Source organism: Streptomyces orinoci, assembly GCF_003121295.1.
Classification (GTDB): Bacteria; Actinomycetota; Actinomycetes; order Streptomycetales; family Streptomycetaceae; genus Streptomyces; species Streptomyces orinoci.
Window position 1 is genome coordinate 43,916 of sequence record NZ_PHNC01000006.1, and the last position, 18,065, is coordinate 61,980.

General features: G+C 69.5%; 18 protein-coding genes, 1 tRNA gene and 2 pseudogenes. 8 read left to right on the plus strand and 13 right to left on the minus strand.

From position 1 onward, the window contains the following. Window positions 1–9: 9 nt before the first annotated feature. The 4 genes and pseudogenes from CV755_RS02050 to CV755_RS02065 all read right to left on the minus strand — a co-directional run bounded on the left by CV755_RS02050 (window position 10) and on the right by CV755_RS02065 (window position 3,138). Window positions 10–945 carry an ADP-ribosylglycohydrolase family protein gene (locus CV755_RS02050; protein WP_109278688.1) on the minus strand — a complete coding sequence of 312 codons (936 nt, stop codon included), beginning with the start codon at window positions 943–945 and terminating at the stop codon, window positions 10–12. A 167-nt stretch (window positions 946–1,112) separates the two neighbouring features. Beyond that, the gene (locus tag CV755_RS02055) at window positions 1,113–1,544 is read right to left on the minus strand and encodes a DUF2267 domain-containing protein (protein ID WP_109278385.1); all 432 of its coding nucleotides are present in this window, start codon (window positions 1,542–1,544) and stop codon (window positions 1,113–1,115) included. Window positions 1,545–1,751: 207 nt separating this feature from the next. After that, window positions 1,752–2,168: a YtxH domain-containing protein gene (locus CV755_RS02060; protein WP_153068557.1), complete on the minus strand. Its 417-nt coding sequence runs from the start codon at window positions 2,166–2,168 to the stop codon at window positions 1,752–1,754. 196 nt (window positions 2,169–2,364) lie between these two features. Next, window positions 2,365–3,138, minus strand: a pseudogene (locus CV755_RS02065) (transposase). Between the two features lie 306 nt (window positions 3,139–3,444). Here CV755_RS02065 and CV755_RS02070 point away from each other — a divergent pair. Then, window positions 3,445–4,014, plus strand: a complete 570-nt coding sequence (locus CV755_RS02070; RefSeq protein WP_109278387.1) for a hypothetical protein — start codon at window positions 3,445–3,447, stop codon at window positions 4,012–4,014. A gap of 215 nt (window positions 4,015–4,229) precedes the next feature. Here CV755_RS02070 and CV755_RS02075 read toward each other — a convergent pair whose 3' ends face one another. Then, window positions 4,230–4,796, minus strand: coding sequence for a TetR/AcrR family transcriptional regulator (locus CV755_RS02075; RefSeq protein ID WP_109278388.1), 567 nt, complete (start codon window positions 4,794–4,796; stop codon window positions 4,230–4,232). 120 nt (window positions 4,797–4,916) lie between these two features. Here CV755_RS02075 and CV755_RS02080 point away from each other — a divergent pair, with 120 nt between their 5' ends. Both CV755_RS02080 and CV755_RS02085 read left to right on the plus strand, forming a co-directional pair. Further along, a complete protein-coding gene (locus tag CV755_RS02080) occupies window positions 4,917–5,840 on the plus strand; it encodes an SDR family oxidoreductase (protein WP_109278389.1) in 924 nt (307 codons plus the stop codon). Window positions 5,841–6,122: 282 nt separating this feature from the next. Continuing rightward, window positions 6,123–7,073, plus strand: coding sequence for a CPBP family intramembrane glutamic endopeptidase (locus CV755_RS02085; RefSeq protein ID WP_241560912.1), 951 nt, complete (start codon window positions 6,123–6,125; stop codon window positions 7,071–7,073). Window positions 7,074–7,287: 214 nt separating this feature from the next. Here the strand turns inward: CV755_RS02085 and CV755_RS35720 are convergent. After that, a pseudogene (locus tag CV755_RS35720) lies at window positions 7,288–7,638 on the minus strand (MarR family winged helix-turn-helix transcriptional regulator); the annotation flags it as partial. Between the two features lie 75 nt (window positions 7,639–7,713). Between CV755_RS35720 and CV755_RS02095 the strand changes: the two are divergent. Both CV755_RS02095 and CV755_RS02100 read left to right on the plus strand, forming a co-directional pair. Beyond that, the gene (locus tag CV755_RS02095; RefSeq protein WP_109278690.1) at window positions 7,714–8,985 is read left to right on the plus strand and encodes an MFS transporter; all 1,272 of its coding nucleotides are present in this window, start codon (window positions 7,714–7,716) and stop codon (window positions 8,983–8,985) included. Between the two features lie 271 nt (window positions 8,986–9,256). Continuing rightward, window positions 9,257–10,132 carry an LLM class F420-dependent oxidoreductase gene (locus tag CV755_RS02100; protein WP_109278390.1) on the plus strand — a complete coding sequence of 292 codons (876 nt, stop codon included), beginning with the start codon at window positions 9,257–9,259 and terminating at the stop codon, window positions 10,130–10,132. Window positions 10,133–10,226: 94 nt separating this feature from the next. Here CV755_RS02100 and CV755_RS02105 read toward each other — a convergent pair. Further along, window positions 10,227–10,299, minus strand: a tRNA-Ala gene (locus tag CV755_RS02105). Window positions 10,300–10,718: 419 nt separating this feature from the next. On the opposite strand from CV755_RS02105, the gene CV755_RS34470 reads away from it, so the two are divergent. Continuing rightward, window positions 10,719–10,865 carry a hypothetical protein gene (locus CV755_RS34470; protein ID WP_161968573.1) on the plus strand — a complete coding sequence of 49 codons (147 nt, stop codon included), beginning with the start codon at window positions 10,719–10,721 and terminating at the stop codon, window positions 10,863–10,865. Between the two features lie 172 nt (window positions 10,866–11,037). On the opposite strand, the gene CV755_RS02110 is transcribed toward CV755_RS34470, so the two are convergent. Further along, window positions 11,038–11,994 (minus strand): D-2-hydroxyacid dehydrogenase family protein, encoded by a 957-nt coding sequence (locus CV755_RS02110; protein ID WP_109278391.1) that lies wholly within the window; start codon window positions 11,992–11,994, stop codon window positions 11,038–11,040. Between the two features lie 232 nt (window positions 11,995–12,226). Then, entirely contained in the window at window positions 12,227–12,616 is a 390-nt protein-coding gene (locus CV755_RS02115; protein ID WP_109278392.1) for a VOC family protein, read from the minus strand. 87 nt (window positions 12,617–12,703) lie between these two features. Between CV755_RS02115 and CV755_RS02120 the strand changes: the two genes are divergently transcribed. Then, window positions 12,704–13,483: a TetR/AcrR family transcriptional regulator gene (locus tag CV755_RS02120; RefSeq protein WP_109278393.1), complete on the plus strand. Its 780-nt coding sequence runs from the start codon at window positions 12,704–12,706 to the stop codon at window positions 13,481–13,483. Window positions 13,484–13,542: 59 nt separating this feature from the next. On the opposite strand, the gene CV755_RS02125 is transcribed toward CV755_RS02120, so the two are convergent. Continuing rightward, the gene (locus CV755_RS02125) at window positions 13,543–14,016 is read right to left on the minus strand and encodes a hypothetical protein (protein ID WP_109278691.1); all 474 of its coding nucleotides are present in this window, start codon (window positions 14,014–14,016) and stop codon (window positions 13,543–13,545) included. A gap of 51 nt (window positions 14,017–14,067) precedes the next feature. After that, complete coding sequence (locus tag CV755_RS02130; RefSeq protein WP_109278394.1) at window positions 14,068–14,625, minus strand: hypothetical protein; 558 nt, start codon at window positions 14,623–14,625, stop codon at window positions 14,068–14,070. 318 nt (window positions 14,626–14,943) lie between these two features. On the opposite strand from CV755_RS02130, the gene CV755_RS02135 reads away from it, so the two are divergent. Next, window positions 14,944–15,585 carry a maleylpyruvate isomerase N-terminal domain-containing protein gene (locus tag CV755_RS02135; protein WP_109278395.1) on the plus strand — a complete coding sequence of 214 codons (642 nt, stop codon included), beginning with the start codon at window positions 14,944–14,946 and terminating at the stop codon, window positions 15,583–15,585. Window positions 15,586–15,592: 7 nt separating this feature from the next. On the opposite strand, the gene CV755_RS02140 is transcribed toward CV755_RS02135, so the two are convergent. Both CV755_RS02140 and CV755_RS02145 read right to left on the minus strand, forming a co-directional pair. Next, on the minus strand, window positions 15,593–16,054 hold the full coding sequence (locus tag CV755_RS02140) for a GNAT family N-acetyltransferase (protein ID WP_193553334.1): 462 nt from the start codon (window positions 16,052–16,054) through the stop codon (window positions 15,593–15,595). A 72-nt stretch (window positions 16,055–16,126) separates the two neighbouring features. Further along, the gene (locus CV755_RS02145; RefSeq protein ID WP_206608379.1) at window positions 16,127–17,959 is read right to left on the minus strand and encodes a bifunctional metallophosphatase/5'-nucleotidase; all 1,833 of its coding nucleotides are present in this window, start codon (window positions 17,957–17,959) and stop codon (window positions 16,127–16,129) included. Window positions 17,960–18,065 lie beyond the last annotated feature (106 nt).

The window sequence follows — 18,065 nt, forward strand, 5'->3', positions numbered from 1 at the left end:
CCCACGGCCTCAGGTACGGGCCACAAGGCGGCGTACAAGGTGGAGAAGTTCCGGCAGCCGCAGCACCCGGCCGTTGAATCCCGGCAAGGGGACATAAAGCGGCTCGGCCCAGCGAGCGGGAATGCCGTCCAGGCCGTAATAGGCACCGGCGAGTCCACCGGTGACCGCTGCCACGGTGTCGGTGTCACCGCCGAGGTCGATGGCGGCCCGTACCGCCTCCTCATAGCTCCCGGTCGTACGCAGGGCCCAGACCGCCGAGCCCAGACAGGGCCAGACGGCGCCATTGAACTCGGTGGCCCGGCCGGGGTGCCAGTCGGTGGCGAGAACGGTGGCATAGCGGTCCCGGTGCTCGGGATGCACCAGGCCCAGAACGTCCGGCAGCGCGGCCAGGGGATCCACGCCATGGAAGGTGAGGCGCAGAAGCTCATGAAAGATGGCGGTGCCCTCCCAGGCCGCCTGGTCGCCATGGGTGAGGGCGGCGATGCGGCGAGCCGCGTCCATGCTGGCCCGCTGCCCCTGGGCGGCGAAGTACACCGCGGAGGTGGCGGCCCTCATCAACGCGCCATTTCCGGCCGCCCGCGCATTGGTGCGGAAGTGGGCGGCAGCGGCCCTGTCCCAAGGCAGGCCGCTGGTCAGCACCTCTTCGGTCTGCAGTCCGATGTCCTTGGGACCGGAGACGGCCCATCGCTGGAAGCGGGCGAAGATATCCGGCAGGTCGAGGCCGGCCCGTTCAATCAGGGATTCCGCGACCAGCACGGCCATTTGCGTGTCGTCCGTCGCCTCGCCCGGCTCCCACCCGCCTCCCCCGCTCATCTCGCCGCCCATGCCCTGGATGGGAAAACGAGCGGAGAACACTCCTGGCGGGCCGAACTCGAAGGGACCGCCCAGGGCGTCTCCCACCGCTGATCCAATGACCGCACCGGCAGCCTGCTGTTCCCTGGGTATCACTTGAACATGCTAATCAATGCCGCCCCGCCCGGCGAACAGTCGCTCAGCGGCCGTGACTTGCCCTGCGGTGGCAGGAATTGCCGAGCCTGGAACGGCGAGTTCCCGACCCCTGACGGGAACTCGCTGCTCCAGTTCGCTTGTCGGCTTCCCTTACCGCCCCGGTGCTAGGCAACCGGCTCCAGGAAGAAGACGCGGATGTCGTGCGGCAACTCCTGGAGCACGGAGTCCATTTGGCCCGGGGACATCTGACGGGCCAGCGCGGCGGTGACCGCCGCGGTTACCTGCGGCACCTCCTCGGCGGTGACCTTGGCCTCCTGGGCGAAGCGGATCATATAGGCATCGCGGTCGTATTTGACCGGCACAATGCTGGGATCCCAGCCGTCGTAGTAAACCCCGCGAAGCAACTCGGGAAGCTGCGCCGCGAGGTGGGCGGCCACATCCACGGTCAACCGGTCGCGCACGGTGTGCAGCCACGCCCGCAGCGCGCGGTTCGCCGCGCCGCGGTCTTCGGTTCCCATGGCTTCGGCCACCGATTTCAGCCAGATATTGGCCGTATGGATGGCATGCTCGAAATCGGGTGGGCGATTGGAAGACATTGGCCTCTTCCTTCCGGTTCCTTCCGGACTTCCGGCAGACTACTGTCGCCTCCTGCCCTCGGATATGCATGCTGAAGCTTGTCTCGTGACCCAGGGTTGGGTGTCGCCTTTTCACCCGCCTCAGTTTCAGCGTCTGTTGCGGTTATAAAGCGGGCCACTCTCGGTGATCCAGGAGCGGCCCGAGCCCGGGAAATGCTGTTGAGCGCGCTACCCGGCCCCCTTCTCGTTGGCTTCCATCCGGGCCAGCCGGGCATCGAGAACCGTGTACTCGGCCTCTTCGATGGCAGCCAACGCGAATTCGACTGAGGTGACCGCATCGGCCTCGGCCCGGTCGGCCGCTCGGGCCGCGTGAGCCGCGCTGAGTTCCTTCTTGCGAGCTTCGATGTCGCTGCTCACCTGGGCCGTGTGCTCACGCCAGTTCTTCTGCATCTCGGCCCACCGTTGCGACATCTTTGCTTCAGCGCCGCGCGCCGACTCTTGGAGCTTGGCGGCCTGAGCCTGGGCGTCCCCGCGGGCCCTTTCAACCTCGGCTTGCAACTGCTCACGGCTCTGGGCCGCGGCCTGCGATACGTGGTCTTGGGCAGCCTTGGCCCGCTCAGCGATGGTATTCAGGGTGTCAGACACGGCCATTGGCTTTCTCCGTCCTTGCGTAGGTGCCCTCAATAAACGATCCCTCCGGCGTTTCGGCCATGCAAGTTCGAAGCGGAGCCAGCAGATGACCGCCCCGCACTGTCACACTGTGGCTGGTCAAGATGCTCAGTCAGTAGTCGGCGTTTGTTCGATGACACCCCTTGGTGAAGCTTGTCCCGTGACGCTGTGATCAGTGGCTGAGGGCGAGGTTGTGCATGTGGGCGACGCAACTGGCGGCCCACCGGACGCCATCGCCTTTCAGGCGGCAGTCGCGCAGGATCTTCCCGTTCTTCATGCGAGCGAAGGCATGCTCGACGCGGGCGCGTATCCGCGGGTGGGAGGTGTTGTGCTGTTCCGGTCGGACAGCCGGTTCTGCCCGGCCTGACGGTGGTGGGGCATCAGGACACCGGTGCCCTGGTAGCCGCCGTCGGCGAGGACGGTCGCAGCGCCGCAGGCATCCTTGATGCCGGACTCGGCGAAGGCGGTGCAGTAGTTGCGGTTGCCGGGCAACGGCCGGCCGACGGCCAGTACCACCCGGGTGTCCACTTTGATCAGGACCTGGAGGCCCGCCGAGTAGCGGTAGTTCTTCGACGAGGCCGACACCGTCCGGTCTCTCGTGGGCACCAGCATGCCGTCCACGACGAGGATGTGGTGCCGTCCGGGCTTGCGCTTGCCCGGGGCCAGGACCAGCAGGGGCCCGTGCCGGCTGATGATCCGGCCGACGGCTGCCGGGGAGATCCCGAAGAGCGGGGCGAGCCGGCGCATGGTGAGGTGCGTGCGGCAGTACATCGCCACGAGCAGGACCCGGTCCTCCAGAGGCAGTGCCCACGGTCGGCCCGGCCGGTCCGGCCCCAGAGCCGGCCCCGTTGCGGTGGACAGCCTGCACCAGACGCCGGAACTGACGCGGGCGGAGCCCGGTGAACACCTCTAGGAGCTCATGGAATTGAGCGGTGACAACCCGCACGGCCAGCTCAACGCAGCCCCAGCCCACGAGCTACGAGACACACTTCAGGACGGGCGGCGAGGGCTGCACCTCAGGAGAACGGACACTGGGAACGGGCGGATTCGGCGGGTGTGCCACACGGTGAGGCGCACCCTGCGTTACGGTACGCAACCTTGCGGCAAAGGCCGCCGATCATCGGTGAAGCGGAGCCAGGTCAATCACCGGCAACGCCGCCGGCTACCCAATTCCCTGGCCGTTCCGGCACCGTTGACGGCCTCCCGCCCCCGGTCGAGACTGTGTCTCCCGACTTTCACGGGAGGCATCCTTATGCGCAAGCGCGCCATCGCCTTGTCCCTGGCCACCATTGCCACAGCCGCCGTGTTCACCTCCCAGGCCACCGCCAGCCCCGGGAAGGCTCAGCCGCCCACCCCGGCCGCCTGGTGCACCGGCCATGGCGGCCATCCGGCCACCTACCGGGCCTACTACGACGCCGGGCGCCGGCTCACCCCGCTCGGCAGTGAGCGGCAACTGTGCCACTTCCAGGCCAAGGACCATTCCCAGCTCGTCCTGCCCACCGATACCCTCGCCGCCGACCTGCCGACACTCGCCGCCCTCGCGTATGTCCGGAAACCACCGCTCCCGCAACACCCGCAGGGCAACCCCTCCGCCGCGTACTGCGCGTCCATCGGCGGCACCACGCAGTTCGGCAACCACAAGAGCGATGTGGGTGGCTGGATCAGGCGAGGCGACCCGGTCGATCGCGATCATCTGCACGATATGTGCGTCTTCGCCGATGGTTCGGCCATCGACGCCTGGGGCCTGACGTACCACACGGGCGGTGTCATCCGGGGCGCGGACCTGGCCAAGAAGTTCCGCGCCACCGTTCCGCCGCGCTGACCTCGGCGTGAAGTCCCGCCGGGCGCCGAGCAGTTCGGCCGTAGCCCGGCTTGGTCGTGAGAGATGAGGGTCCGGAGCCTCGCGGTCCGGTGCGTCGTCACCCCGGCCGTATGCCTGCCGGGGTGCGTACGTAACTCCCGGCACGGCACCGGAGACGAGGCGCGCGGAGCCGGGCGCGCCGTGGACACCCCGGTCGATGGCGGCCACCCCCGTGGTCAGCTTCCGGCAGCCACCGCCTTGAGTTCGTCCACCGCCTCCCGGACGATCCGGGCGAATTCCCCGCCCCCGGGCTCGCCGACCCAGCGCCCGAAGGCGACCTTGAACACACCGATCCCCGCCTCCGCGGCCAGACTCGCGGCCGGCTCGGCAACGCCCCGTTCCCGCAAGGTCTCGGCCAGGGCCGCCGACAATGAGGCGAGCTTGATCAGCTCACGTTCCTTCAGCTCCGCATTGGCCTCGATGACCGACTGGCGCCGGCGGACGCTCTCCAGGCGCCCCTGGAACGGGGCGGCGACCGCAGCAAGTGCCGTTGCCACCACGTCAATTGGCGGCGCCCCGGGCGGCGCCTGGGCGGCGGCGCTCACCAGGTCATCCCGCAGCGTGCCCGCGCCGGCGAAGAGCACCTCTCGCTTGTCGGCGAAGTGCCGGAAGAAGGTGCGCTCGGTCAGGCCCGCGCGCCCGGCGATTTCCGCCACCGTGGTCTGTTCGTAGCCTCGCTCGACATAGAGCTCCAGTGCCGCCTGTTCGAGTCGGCCGCGTGCGTTCGGCTCCCATCGCCCCATGGCCGGAATCCTACTTGATGACAGTGCATGACATCAGTGCTAGCTTGATGACAGTCACTGACATTGGCTGTCATGCCATGGGCAGGCCGCTCGGCCGCCCATCACCACGGGAGTGCTCTTATGCGGGTATTCGTCACCGGCGCATCCGGCTTCATCGGATCCGCCGTCGTTCCCGAACTCATCGGCGCAGGTCACCAGGTCGTCGGGCTGGCACGCTCGGATGCCTCCGCCGAAGCCCTGGCCGCTGCGGGCGTCGAGGCACATCGGGGTTCCCTTGAGGACCTCGACAGCCTTCGGGCCGGAGCCGCCGCGGCGGACGGCGTCATCCACCTCGCCTTCATCCATGATTTCCATGACTTCTCGCAGTACGAGAACGCCATACGCACCGATGTACGCGCCATCGAGGCGCTGGGCACCGCGCTGGAAGGCTCCGGCAAGCCCCTGGTCGTCGCCAATGGAACGGTCAGGGCCGCCGGGGGGCGGGTGGCGACCGAGCGGGACACTCCCGAACCCGGGTCGGTCACGGCGCACCGGGCCGTCAGCGCAAACGCCGCGCTCTCCCTGGCCGAGCGCGGCGTCCGCGCCTCGGTGCTGCGGCTGCCTCCCTCGGTTCATGGGGAGGGCGACCAGGCCTTCGTCAAGATCCTGATCGACATCGCCCGCGCCAAGGGCGTCTCCGGCTATATCGGCGACGGCTCCAACCGCTGGTGTGCCGTTCACCGGCGGGACGCCGCGCACCTGTTCCGCCTGGCCGTGGAGAAGGCGCCCGCCGGTTCCGTTCTGCATGGCATGGCCGAGGAGGGCGTGCCGGTCCGGACGATCGCCGAGGTCATCGGGCGGCATCTCGGCCTGCCGGTGGTCTCCGTACCGCCGGAGGACGCGGCAGGCCACTTCGGCTGGCTGGGCTCCATCCTGGCGATCGACGTTCCGACGTCCAGCGCATTGACCCGTGAACTGCTGGGCTGGCAGCCGACCGGGCCGGGACTGATCGCCGACCTTGAGGAGGGGCACTACTTCCGTATCGACGAGGGGGTTCGGGGGTAGGGAGAGGCGCGCCGGGTGCGGGATCGTCCGACCCCGGGTTTCCCATCAGCCCCGCCGATCCCGCACGCGGCGCGCCGCGAGGCGTCGCGCTTTGGAACGGCAAGCCCGGCGCGCGGCGCACCGGGGAACGGCCCGGGTAATGATCCCTCAACCCGCCGCCCGCCGCTCCCCGCAATAGGGAAAACCCCAGCAGACCAAGGGGGTTGACCGCATTCCGCACCTCCCCCGCCGCCTCATAGCGTGCGGCGCATGATGATCTCAGCGGGGTCCCCGAGAAGGCCCTTGTTACGACGCCATGGCCTGCTCGTCTACCTCGCGGTGGCCAATGCCGGGATGTGGGCGGCGATGTCGCCGCTTCTGGCCTGCGGGTATCAACGGGGCAGCGCCCGGGAGGGAGTTGGCGCGCTGCAGCAGGCGTGCATCGCGGCCGCGATGTGCGCACCGGCGCTGGCCGCGATCCTCGTCATCCGGTTCGTCGAACGGGGCGGGCGGCTGCGGGACGCCCTCGCCCTTCGCTGGCCGCGGCCTTGGTGGCGCACCCTGCGGGCCTGTCTTGTGGCCATGGCGGTTCCGGCGGGACTTACCGCCGCCGCGCTGGTCATCGGCGCCCTCGCGGGCCGTTACCCCTTCGGCGGGGCGCACTGGAGCGGGCTCGGCGGGTGGGCGGCCGGGGCGGTGCTGAGCATGCTGGTGTCGTTGCCGCTGTTCTTCGGCGAGGAACTGGGCTGGCAGGGCTATCTGTTCCCGCGCCTGCTGCGGGAGGGCGGGCGAGCCGCTCTGGTACGGGCATATCTGTTCACCGGAGCGGCCTTCGCGCTGTGGCATCTGCCCACCCTGCTGATGGGCGGCCAGTACCCGGGGCGCCCCTGGTATGTGGCCGTACCGGCCATGGTGTTGAGCTGCACCCTGGTCCTGCCGGTCTTCACCTGGCTGCGGCTGCGCTCCGGCTCGGTCGTCCCGGCCGTCATCGGCCATGCCTTCGTCAGCTCGGTGAGCGTGGGCATGGTCAAGGAGTTCGCCGACCCGGACGCGACGCTCGATCCACTGCACATGGGGATCACCGGGTGGCCCGGCTGGATCGTCATGGGCTTGTTCGTCGCTTTTCTGGCGGTCACCGGCCGCCTTCGCCCCTCCTCCGACCGCTGTCAGCGGATCGTTTCGTCCTCGAGTCCGCACCGGACGAGCGGCGGGGGTACGGGGCGTGGCCCGGCCCGTGCGGCGTCCCCTCGGTGAGCGGGCGCGCCGCGGGCTGGTGACGGGGCAGGGGCTCGTCGGGTGCGGTCTTCTCCTGGACCAGGAGCACCCGGCGCAGCAGGTCGGCGAGTTGACGGCGCTCCGCGGGTGCCAGGACGCCGAGCAGCCGGTGTTCCTCGCGGCCGACCACGTCCAGTGCGGAGCGCCAGGCCGCCCGGCCGTCCTCGGTGAGTTCCACATCCACCCGGCGGCGGTCCCGGGTGGAGGGTGTACGCAGCACGAACCCCCGCTGTTCCAGGGCCTCCAGGCGGCCGGTGACGGAGGCGGGTGCCAGGCCGAGGTCGGTGCGCAGTTCGGTGGGGGTGGCCCGGCCGCCACGGCCGGCCAGCATATGCAGGGTGTCGAACTCGTGCTTCTGCAAGCCATATTCGGCGACGCCCTGTTCGCGGACCCGGGCGAGATGGCGGATGAGCTTGCTCATCCTGCTGACGGCGCCCTCGATGTCCGGGTCGAGCTGGGGCAGGACCGGCAGCCAGCGCTGGACGTGGTCGTCCACGGAGTCGCGCGGGGCGTCATCGTCCGGTCGTGGTTCGGGGTGCTTCATGCCGGGAGTCTAGAGGTTCCAACGACATCAAATATTTCGTTGCCGAAATTTCGGTACCGAAATATAGTGCGGGCCGTGACCCAACACCCCTTGCGCCTGCCGGACTTCCGGCTGCTCTTCATCGGCCGGACCGTCTCCACCCTCGGCGATGCCGTGGTCCCCGCCGCGCTGGCCATCGCGATCACCCGCGCCACCGGCTCGTCCGGGGCGCTCGCCCTGGTACTGGGCTGTGCGATGGTGCCCAGGCTGCTTCTGCTGCCGCTCGGCGGCGTGGCCGGGGACCGTTTCAACCCACGGGTGGTGGCCTTGGCCACCGATCTGATACGGGCCCTCGCGCAGCTTGCCGTCGGTGTCGAACTGACCGCCGGACAGCCGCGATTGGCGCATATCGCGGTGGCCGAGGCGGTGGGCGGCATCGCCTCCGCCTTTGCCATGCCGACCGCAACACCACTGGTGGCGGCCACGGTTCCGGGAGTACAGCGGATGCGGGCCAACGCCTTGCTGGCCTCGGCCGGGAACGCGGCCAGGCTCGGCGGCCCGGCCCTGGCCGGGGTACTGGTCTATACGGCCGGCGCGGGCTGGGCGTTCGTCCTGGACGGCGCCTCGTTCATGGCCAGCGCCGCGCTGCTCACCCGGCTGACCGTCCGGCACATCCCCGGCGAACGCCGCCCGCTGCTCGCCGATCTGGCCCTGGGCTGGGACGAGGTGCGCTCCCGGGACTGGTACTGGACCAGCCTGATCGGCCATGCGGTCTGGAACGGCGCCAGTGCCGTCCTGCTCACCCTCGGCCCCCTGATCGCCGCCCAGCGCCTGGGCGGGGACGGTGTATGGATCGCGATGACCCAGGCCGCGGCGGGTGGGGTGCTCATGGGTTCGCTGATCGCGGGCCGGGTGCGGCCCAAGCGGCCGGTGCTGGTCGCCAATCTGGGCCTGGCCCTGTACGCGCTGCCCTTGCTCGCCCTCGCCACGGCGGCCCCGGCGGCGGTGACGGTGGCCGGGTACGCCCTCGCGATGACCGGTCTCGGTTTCCTCAACCCGGTGTGGCAGACGGTGGTGCAACAGCAGTTCCCGGCAGGGGTGTTGGCCAGGGTCACCTCTTATGACTGGCTGCTGTCACTGGCGGCCGCCCCGCTCGGCTATGTGCTGGCACCGCTCGCCTCCCACGCCTGGGGCAGCTCCGCACCGCTCGCCGTCACGGCCGTACTGGTGGCCCTCACCTGCGCGGGCACAGCGGCCGTACCGGGTGTCCGGCGCATCGGGCAGGGGGCGATGAGGGAGGCGGATCCGTGCGGGGAGCGGGAGGTGAGTGCCGAGGGGGCGTCTCTCACCGCGCCCGGGCGGTCCTGACTCTCGCGCGACCCGGTTTGGCAGGGCGTCGCCGAAGGGCTCACCGCCCGGCCCGGCGACGGCCCGTCCAGCGCCAGGACTCCCCTACGGTCGGGGTCCGGGTGCGGGCCATTGGTCGCCGGCCGCGCGGCTCCCCGGGCTTCCGACGAGCCGCCCCGGCGCCCTGCCTGCCGGTTCCTGGACCGCAGGAAAGGCATCGCACGGGGAATAGTCGTGATGAGCCGCATACCCGCCGCGCCGATCTCCACCCCCGGTGAGAGGAACCCGCCTCATGGAACTCGGTATCCACATTCCCGTCTTCGACATCGACGGCGGTACCACCGCCATCGCCGGTGAACTGGCCAGGGTGGGCAGCGCGGCGGAAGCGGCCGGGGCGGCCTGGCTGTCCTTTATGGACCACTACTTTCAGATCGAGCAGACCGGCCTTCCCCCGGAAGCCGGCATGCTGGAGGGCTACACCACGCTCGGCTATCTGGCTGCCCACACCTCCGCCATCGACCTCGGCCTCCTGGTCACCGGCGTGACCTACCGGCATCCCGGCCTGCTCGCCAAGATCGTCACCACCCTGGACGTACTGTCCGGCGGCCGGGCCGTGCTGGGCATCGGCGCCGCCTGGTACGAGCGCGAGCACCATGGCCTCGGCGTGCCCTTCCCGCCCCTCGCCGAACGGTTCGAACGGCTGGAGGAGACGCTGCGGATCTGCGGGCAGATGTGGGACCCGGACAACAACGGCCCATTCCAGGGCAAGCACTATCAGCTGGCCGAGACGCTCTGCTCACCGCAGCCGGTCAGCCGGCCCAGGATCCTCATCGGCGGTGGCGGGGAACGCAAGACGCTGCGGCTGGTGGCGCGATACGGCGATGCGTGCAATCTCTTCGCCTCCGCTCCCGAGGACGTCGGGCACAAGCTGGAAGTGCTGCGACGGCACTGCGATGACGCCGGCCGCGACTATGCGGAAATCCGCAAGACAATCACCGTCGGCACTCCCCGGCCGAGCCCGGAAACCCGTGCGGAGTTTGTGCGGCAGATGGCCCGCTATGCCCAACTGGGCGTGCACACCGCCATCGTCAGCCCGGTCACCGGTTCTCCCGCCGCCTGGATCGACGCCATGGCACCGGCCGTCGCCCAGCTCGCCGAGCTGGGCTGACAGCGGCACCCCTGGCCGACTCCGCCAACTCCGGTCATTGTTCAGGGGAATGACAAATGGGGACCGTTCCCATGGAACGGCCCCCACTCCCAAGTGGAGCTAAGGAGAATTGAACTCCTGACCTCCTGCATGCCATGCAGGCGCTCTACCAACTGAGCTATAGCCCCGGGTGTCTTGCGCCGTTTCCCGGCGACAGGCAAGAGATTACCTGATCAGACCGCCCTTCTGCCAAATCGGCCCGGTGGCCGGAACCCAGGCGCCTCCGGTCTGCCCCGGCGGCCCGCGTTCAGGCCGGCGGCGGACTCCTCGTCCGCCGCCTTCCGGCCTCTGGACACTGCTGCATTCCGGCACGCGCCCCCTGAACACCGGCGTCTTGCGGCATCTGACACCCGATCGCCGCTAAAGTCCGATTAGTGACCTCGTGAACGTATCCATCCGGGGCGCTCACAACGGTCGGTCACCTCCTCGGCGAACCCGGCTGGGGCGCGATTCCTGGCACACCAGGACCAGCCGCACCCATGGCCGGGCTCTCCGACCGGAAGCCCGGCCATGTGGGCACCCGCCCACCCGGAAGAACGGCACGATCATGGGCCGTCACGCGCAGGAGAAGAGCGGTCGCGCCCTCCTCACCAGGGCCGGCCTCGAATGGCTCCTCCGGCTGACCACCGCCGTGGCCGCGGCGGTCGCCGGAGCAGTCGCCAAGTGGTGGTTGGAGGTGAGGCACACACTGTGACCCCCGCCGGGTGATAGCCGACGGGGACCACACTGCAAGGCTGTCCCTGCCAGGAAGCCCGCCGCCACGCCCATGGCGGCGGGCTTCGCCTTACCACCCCTGGCGAGGGCACAACACCGGCAACGATAACCAGGCCCTCCGCCCCATGCGAGGCAGTGACACCGGGTGGCGTTCAGCCCAGGCGGCGGATGGGGGAGCCCGCCAGAAAGGCCTGGACGTTCTCTATGGCCTGGCCGTAGTAGGTCCGGTAATTGCTGTGGGCCACATAGCCGAGGTGGGGCGTGGCCAGCAGGCGCGGGGCGGTGCGCATCGGGTGGTCGGCGGGCAGCGGCTCGATGTCGAAGACATCGATGCCCGCCCCGGCGATGGTCCCGGCGTGCAGGGCCGCCAGCAGCGCGTCCTGGTCCACGATGGCGGCCCGTGAGGTGTTGACCAGAAAGCTGGTGGGGCGCATCAGGGCGAGTTCGGCGGCGCCGATCAGGCCTCGGGTACGCTCGCCCGCCGCCAGGTGCACCGAGACAAAGTCGCTGGTCCGCAGCAGTTCTTCCTTGGCAGCCAGGGCCACGCCGACCTCGGCGGCCCGCTCCTCGGTGAGGTTCTGGCTCCAGGCCACCACCTCCATGCCGAAGGCCAGGCCGACCTTGGCCACCCGGCTGCCGATCCTGCCCAGGCCGAGCAGCCCCAGCCGCCGGCCGTGCAGGTCGGCGCCCAGGGTGGACTGCCAGGGGCCGCCCCGGCGCAGGGCATTCGCCTCCGGGACGATGCCACGGGCCAGGCCCAGCAGCAGGGCCCAGGTCAGTTCGACCGGCGGGGTGCCGGAGCTGTCGGTGCCGCATACGGTCACGCCGTGCGCCTGGGCGGCGGCGTAGTCGATGACCGAATTACGCATGCCGGAGGCGATGAGCAGCCGCAGCCGGGGCAGCCGGGCGAACAGCGAGGCGGTGAAGGGGATCCGTTCGCGCAGGGTGATGGCGATATCGAAGTCGGCGAGGGCGGTGGCGAGTTCCTCCTCGGTGCCGAAGTGTTCCTGGAAGGTGACCACTTGGACCTTCCCGGCCAGCGGCGACCAGTCGGCCACGGTGGTCGCCACGGACTGGAAGTCGTCCAGGACGGCGCAGCGCAGGGTCATATCGGCTGTTCTCCCTTGGTGTTCTCGGGTGGGCGGAGCCGTTGGGAGCTTGAACCGTCATCAGCACTGATGCGGCCCTTGATCCACAACGGCCCCACGCCCCCCCCAACACCGTCGTCACGGCGGGCATTTCCGCGCGGCCCGTCTCCGCCGGACCGCTTGGTGGGCGGCGGAGGCGGCAAACCCCGTTCCGCTGAGGGAGGTTGGCGTGCCGGGACCGGCGCTGGTGTTCTCAGTGGCCGGTGGGTGCGTTCCAGTCGACCAGCTGGACGATGACGCCATTGGGGTCGCGCACCTGGAAGGCTCGTTCGCCCCACTCCTCTTCGGTGAGCGGCATGGTGATATCGACTCCCTCGGCGCGCAGCCGGGCCAGTTCGCCTTCGAGGTCATCGACCACAAAGGCGAGGATCAGGCCGGTGGCGTGCTGGTCACGCTGGTCCGCCGGGAGCGTGGGCAGGCCCCGCCGCAGGAAGACGACATTGATTCCGGCGTCGGCGCGGGTCAGGGAGGCGAAGCCGTCGGCCGCCATCTCCTCATGGAATCCGAAGTGCTCGCGCAGGAAGGCGCTGGAGGCGGCGACATCCTCGACATTGAGCGAGACGGCAGTAGAGCTGATCTTCACGGAGACTCCCCCGGGTTGGGTCGAGCGCTTTCTCTGTACAAAGTACACTGTACATCGTACAGAGTAACTGTGCGAGAGAATTCCCCCGTGCCTACCGAACGAACCAGCGCGGGCGACCCGGCCCGCACCCTCCAACTGCTGTGGCGCGACGCCTCCCCGGACCGCCGCCGGGGGCCACGGCGCGGGCTGAGCATTGACGCGGTCGTGGCGGCGGCCACTGCCGTGGCCGATGCCGAGGGCCTGGACGCGGTGACCATGCGCCGGGTCGCCCAGGAGCTCGGTGTGGTGCCCATGACGCTGTACACCTATGTGCCCGGCAAGTCGGAACTGCTGGATCTGATGCTGGATGCCGCCTATGCACGGATGCCGCGCACGGACACCTCTGGGCAGCCCTGGCGCCGGCGCGTCACCGCCATCGCCGAGGAGAACAAGGCCCTCTTCGAGCGCCACCCCTGGGCCGCGACCGTCTCCACCGCCAGACCCCCGCTGGGCCCCGGGCTGATGGCCAAGTACGAGCATGAGCTGTCCGCCCTCGACGGCCTGGGCCTGGGCGATGTGGAGATGGACGACTGTCTGACCCATCTGCTCATGTTTGTACAGACCTGTGCCCGCGCCGCCGCCGAGGCCCGGGCGGTCCGGAACGACGGCGCCATGAGCGACCAGCAGTGGTGGGAGGCGAACGCCCCGCTCCTGGCCCGGGTCCTCGATGAGAAGAGCTATCCCAGGGCCGTCCGGGTCGGCGCCGCGGCGGGGGCCGCGCATGGCAGCGCCTACGATCCCGAGCACGCCTATGCCTTTGGACTGCAACGGGTGCTGGACGCCTTCGCCGCCCTCATCGACCGGAACGAGGGAGCCGGCGCGCACTGAAACGGCGCCCGGTGACACCGGGCGCCGGCCGTGGCGGCCCGGGCTTCCCGGGCCCTCGGTCAGGTGCTGAGCAGGCGGTTGAAGAACGACCGATAGCGGCGCAGGGCGTTGCGCAGTTCCTCGGTGTCCGCTTCCTCGCCCTTGCTCCACTGGCCTTCCAGGTCGTGCTTGTGCTGGGCGAAGGTCGAGGCGAGGGTCTGCATCACATCGGCGACCAGGGAGTCGGCGGCGTGCACGGCGTCCCGCGGATCGTCCACAAAGGTGCCCTGGATCTCCTGCCAGCGCTTGCGGAATCCCTCTTCGTCCTCGGGGGACAGCAAGGCCGGCGCCTCCTCTTCTTCTCCTGTGGTGTCCGTTTCGCGTTCGCGGGTCTCGCCTTGCTCCTCGAACCCCTGGGTGGCCTCTCCGGGATAGACCGGAGCTTCCCCGGCCGTCTCCTCTGCGGGCTGGGCCGTCTCCCCTGTGGGCTGGGCAAGGTCGTCGGTGGACAGACCGCCTTCCTGGCGGTCCGGCAGGTCGTTGTCGCTTCGCATGGCTTCCTCCACCCGGCCGTCCTGGGTTCGGGCCGGGCTTGAGCGGGTGATTCAGGTACGGGCGTGCTTGGCCCGCCCGCCGTTGGAGAGCAGCTCATCGAAGAGGGCGCGGTAGTGGACCATGGCGCCCCTCAGCTGCTCGGTGGTGGCCTTGCTGCCGGTGCTGAGCGTTTCGACCTCATGGGCGGCGCGATAGTGCTCAAGGGTGCGGCCGTGCTCGACCGACAGGTCCTTGAGCTGCTGATCGAAGCCCTCGGTGGGGTATCCGCGCTCATGCATCAGAGAGGCCACCAGACGATCCGCATCGTGGACGGCTGCCTCCGGCTGGTCCACGAACTCTTCCTGCACGCTGTTCCACTCCCGGGCATAACGGTCCCGTGAGCTGTTGGGCAGCGGTTTGATGTCCAGCGAGTCATGGCGCTTCTCGCGGGCCCTGAGCTCGCGCTCGCCGGCCATCCGGCCACCGGCCTCTTCGACGGTCCGCTCGTACTCCGGACCAAAGCGCTGGCGCAACCGACGGCGCCGGGTCATCAGCACGACCGCCGCCACGGCCAGGGCCACCACCACCGCGATGGGGATGATGATCGCTAGAAGGGTCCCTGTGGACATGGGACAACCCCCTCAGTCAGGCGAGGTAAAACCATTTTAGGCACATCATCGGGCAATTCGGGCAAAAATTCGATCATTATTGGCCCGGAATTGGCCCGGATCCGCCGCAGGGGACGGGTGCCCCGGGGCGGGGCGGTCATGCGGCCGAAGCGGGGGCGCATATGGAGCGGCGGATTCGGTGGGGGGCGCGCCCTTGTCCGCTGTCCGCCCTGTCCGTTGTCCGCCCGGTCCGCCCGGGGTGAGCGGCGGCGGCCACTCCGCTTCGGTCCGCGCCGACTCCCCTGCGGCATGGACCGGACCGCGCTACGGTGACGGGCCATGACCGGTGCCCAAGAGGATTTCCTGGCCGCGGCCCGCTCGGCCGCCCGGCTGCTGAGCGGCCCCGAACTCACCGCCGCCTGGGGGCGGCCCAGCGCGCTGCCGGAGTTCGGCGTGGCCGCGCTGGCCGGGCACCTCGCCTACCAAGTGCTCTGCGTGCGCGCCGCCTTGGCGGAACCCGCCCCCGTCCAGCCATGTGTTCCGCTGCTGGAGCACTACCGCCGGGTGGCCTGGATCGGCGCCGCACCGGATGAGGACATCAACGTACGCATCCGGCAAGGCGGTGCGGAGACCGCGAGCCGCGGCCAGGCCGCCCTGGTACGGCAAGTGGAAGCCCTGCTCGGCGAGTTGCCGGGCATCCTGACCGCGGAGGACGGCGAGCGGCCGGTCCGCCTGCCCTTCTGGGGGCCCTGGTCGCTCACCCTGGACGATCTGCTGACCACCCGCGTCATGGAACTGGCCGTCCACAGTGACGACTTGGCCGTCAGCATCGGCGCCGCCGCTCCGGATCTCCCACCGGGGACCATGGAGCGGGTGATCGGCCTTCTCGCCCGGCTGGCCGCCCGGCGCCATGGTCCGGTCAATGTTCTGCGCGCCCTCAGCCGCGCCGAACGGGCACCGCGCACCATCGCCGCCTTCTGACTGTCCGTCACCCCTGTGGGCCGAGCACCAGCAGGATGTGCTCCTGCTCGCCGTACGCCACCGTCCCGGCACGCCGGAAGCCATGCTTCTCCAGCAGCCGCACCGAGCCGGTGTTCCCGGCGAAGGGATCGGCGTACAGCGGACGGGTACGCTCCCGCTCCAGGAAAAGCGTCAGCGCCCGGGTGCCTATGCCCCGGCCCCAGTACCGCCGGCCCAGCCAGTAGCCGATAAAGCGCCGCTCCTCCTGCCACCAGGCCACCAGGTCCCCTGCCAACTCCCCGTCCACGGTGACGGCTTGGACGAAGACCGAGGGGTCGCCGAGGATCCTGGTCGTCCAGTGGGCCATAAAGGCATCCCGCTCCCGGGGCGGGAACTTCGACCGGCGTACCGCCTCCGGATCGTGCTCCTGCGTGAAGAACACCTCCAGATCGGCCGGACCAACGTCTCGCAAACGCACCTGATCGCTCATGCAACGGAGTCTGTCACCGGCCACTGACATCCCGGCCGCGCCCGGCGGCCCGCTGGGCGCGCCCGGGCGCCATCAGGAGTGGGCGCTACCGCCTATCACGGTGACCCGGTCCCGCCGGGCCGGGCGGATCGGGGACTCGGCCCGCAGGTAGGCGATGAACTCCTCATGGTCACGGCCGTTGCGGAACGGGTCGGTGAAGTCCGCCAGCGCGCTGTAGCCGTCCACTCCGATCAGGGTGTAGGCGAGTCCCGCCACCCGATAAGTCCGGTTCGGGTCCAGCGGCTTGCCGTCGATCAGGAAGTGTGCCGGGTCGGCGCGCCGGCCTATGGGCCGGGTGGCGTCGAAGACCGCCTTGACATTCGCCGAGAAGGACAACGGGGCCATGCCCCCGGTCTTTTCCTCCCACTGCTGTTCCAGGGCCAGGCGGATCTGTTCCCCGGTGAGCGAGACGGTCAGAATGGGGTTCTCGTATCCGACGTTGGCGTATGCCTCGCCATAGAGGATCACGCCGTCCGCGTCTCCCGTTCCGCTGCCCTTGCGGTAGTGCAGGGAGCCGCCGAAGGCATTGGAGCCGGTTCGCGGCCAAGCGGTGCAGATACCGAAGTCCGCCGCTCCGCCGCGGTGCCGGCGGGCCGACCACAGCATCAGGTCGGCGCCCAGGTCACCCAGGGTGGATTCGCCATGTGCGTTCTTGTCTCGGGTGTAGTCGCCGGTGAGATGACCGGCCACCGTCGCCGACCGCTTCTTTCCCTGCGCGGTCCAGTAGTCCACGATGCGCTGGATATGCGGGTCCGGCGAAATGTCATGGGTTACCGGGTGGTTGGTGGAGGTGGTCAGTTCACGCACCACCTTTCCGGTGGCCGGGTCCAGCCTGAGGTTGATCTCATTGATGATCTGCCCGGCATGGCCCGCTTCCACAAAGGGCCGGGGGACCCCGTGTGCGTCGGGCAGCATGGCGTTGAACCAGGCGTGCCAGTGCCCGGTGATGATGGCGCAGATGTCCGGGTCGGCCTTCTTGGCCAGCTCAAGGGCGGGGCCGCCCAGGTTCTTCGAGCCATTGATGGGGGCCGTGTCGCCGTTGTGCTGGCTGGCGCCGTCATGGACGCAGAGCACCAGGGCGTTGACGCCCCGGGCCTTGAGCTCCTTGGCGCATTGATTGGCCGTCTCCACCGCGTCCAGGCCGTCGAGTCCGGGATTGTAGGAGCTGGATCCGGTGGGCGTGTGCGGCAGGGTGAGGTGGATGAAGCCAATGGGGTACGAGCGGCCGTCGGGGCCGCTGACCTGCTCGATGTTGTAGGGCGGCAGAATGGTCCGGCCGGTGTCCCGGCGCACGATATTGGCGGAGTAGTAGGGCAACTTCAGGCCGGCGTACCGGTGTCCGGTGGAGTCGGTGAAGCTGGAATCCCGTCCGGCGACGCCCGCCGGCTTTCCCTTGACCATATGGTCGAGGAAGTAGTCGGCGCCATAGTCGAGTTCATGGTTTCCCAGCGTGGAGAACTTCAGCCCGAGCTTGTTGAGCACCTCGGCCGGGCCCTCATCGGAGAGCATCTTGTTGTCCATCGGCTCGCCGCCGCTGATGTTGTCGCCGATGGAGAAGAAGATGGAGTTGGCGGGGGACTTCAGCCGTTTGGCATGGGCCGCGATATAGGCGGCGCCGCCGACGCGGACCGTACGCCGCCCCTGGTCATCCGGCAGCAGACCGTCCCCGTTCCCGGGCGGGCGCAGATTGCCGTGCAGGTCGGTAATGCTCAGCAGTTGAACGGGAATGCAGCGGCTCCGCCTGGTGTCGTTCGCCGCGGCGGCCGCGGAGGCATAGGCGGGCACACCGAGCAGTGCGGCCGCCGCCCCGCCGAGCAGTACCGCCCGGCGTGAGAGGTTTGAGCCGGATTCACAACGGTGGTTCAAGGTCTGTCCCTTCCGTCCGGAGAACAGGGTTCCGCGGACGCGACCGAGCCGGGTGGGGTGGAAACGGCGGGAGGATAGCGGACTTGGCTCCGGTGACGTCCGTCCG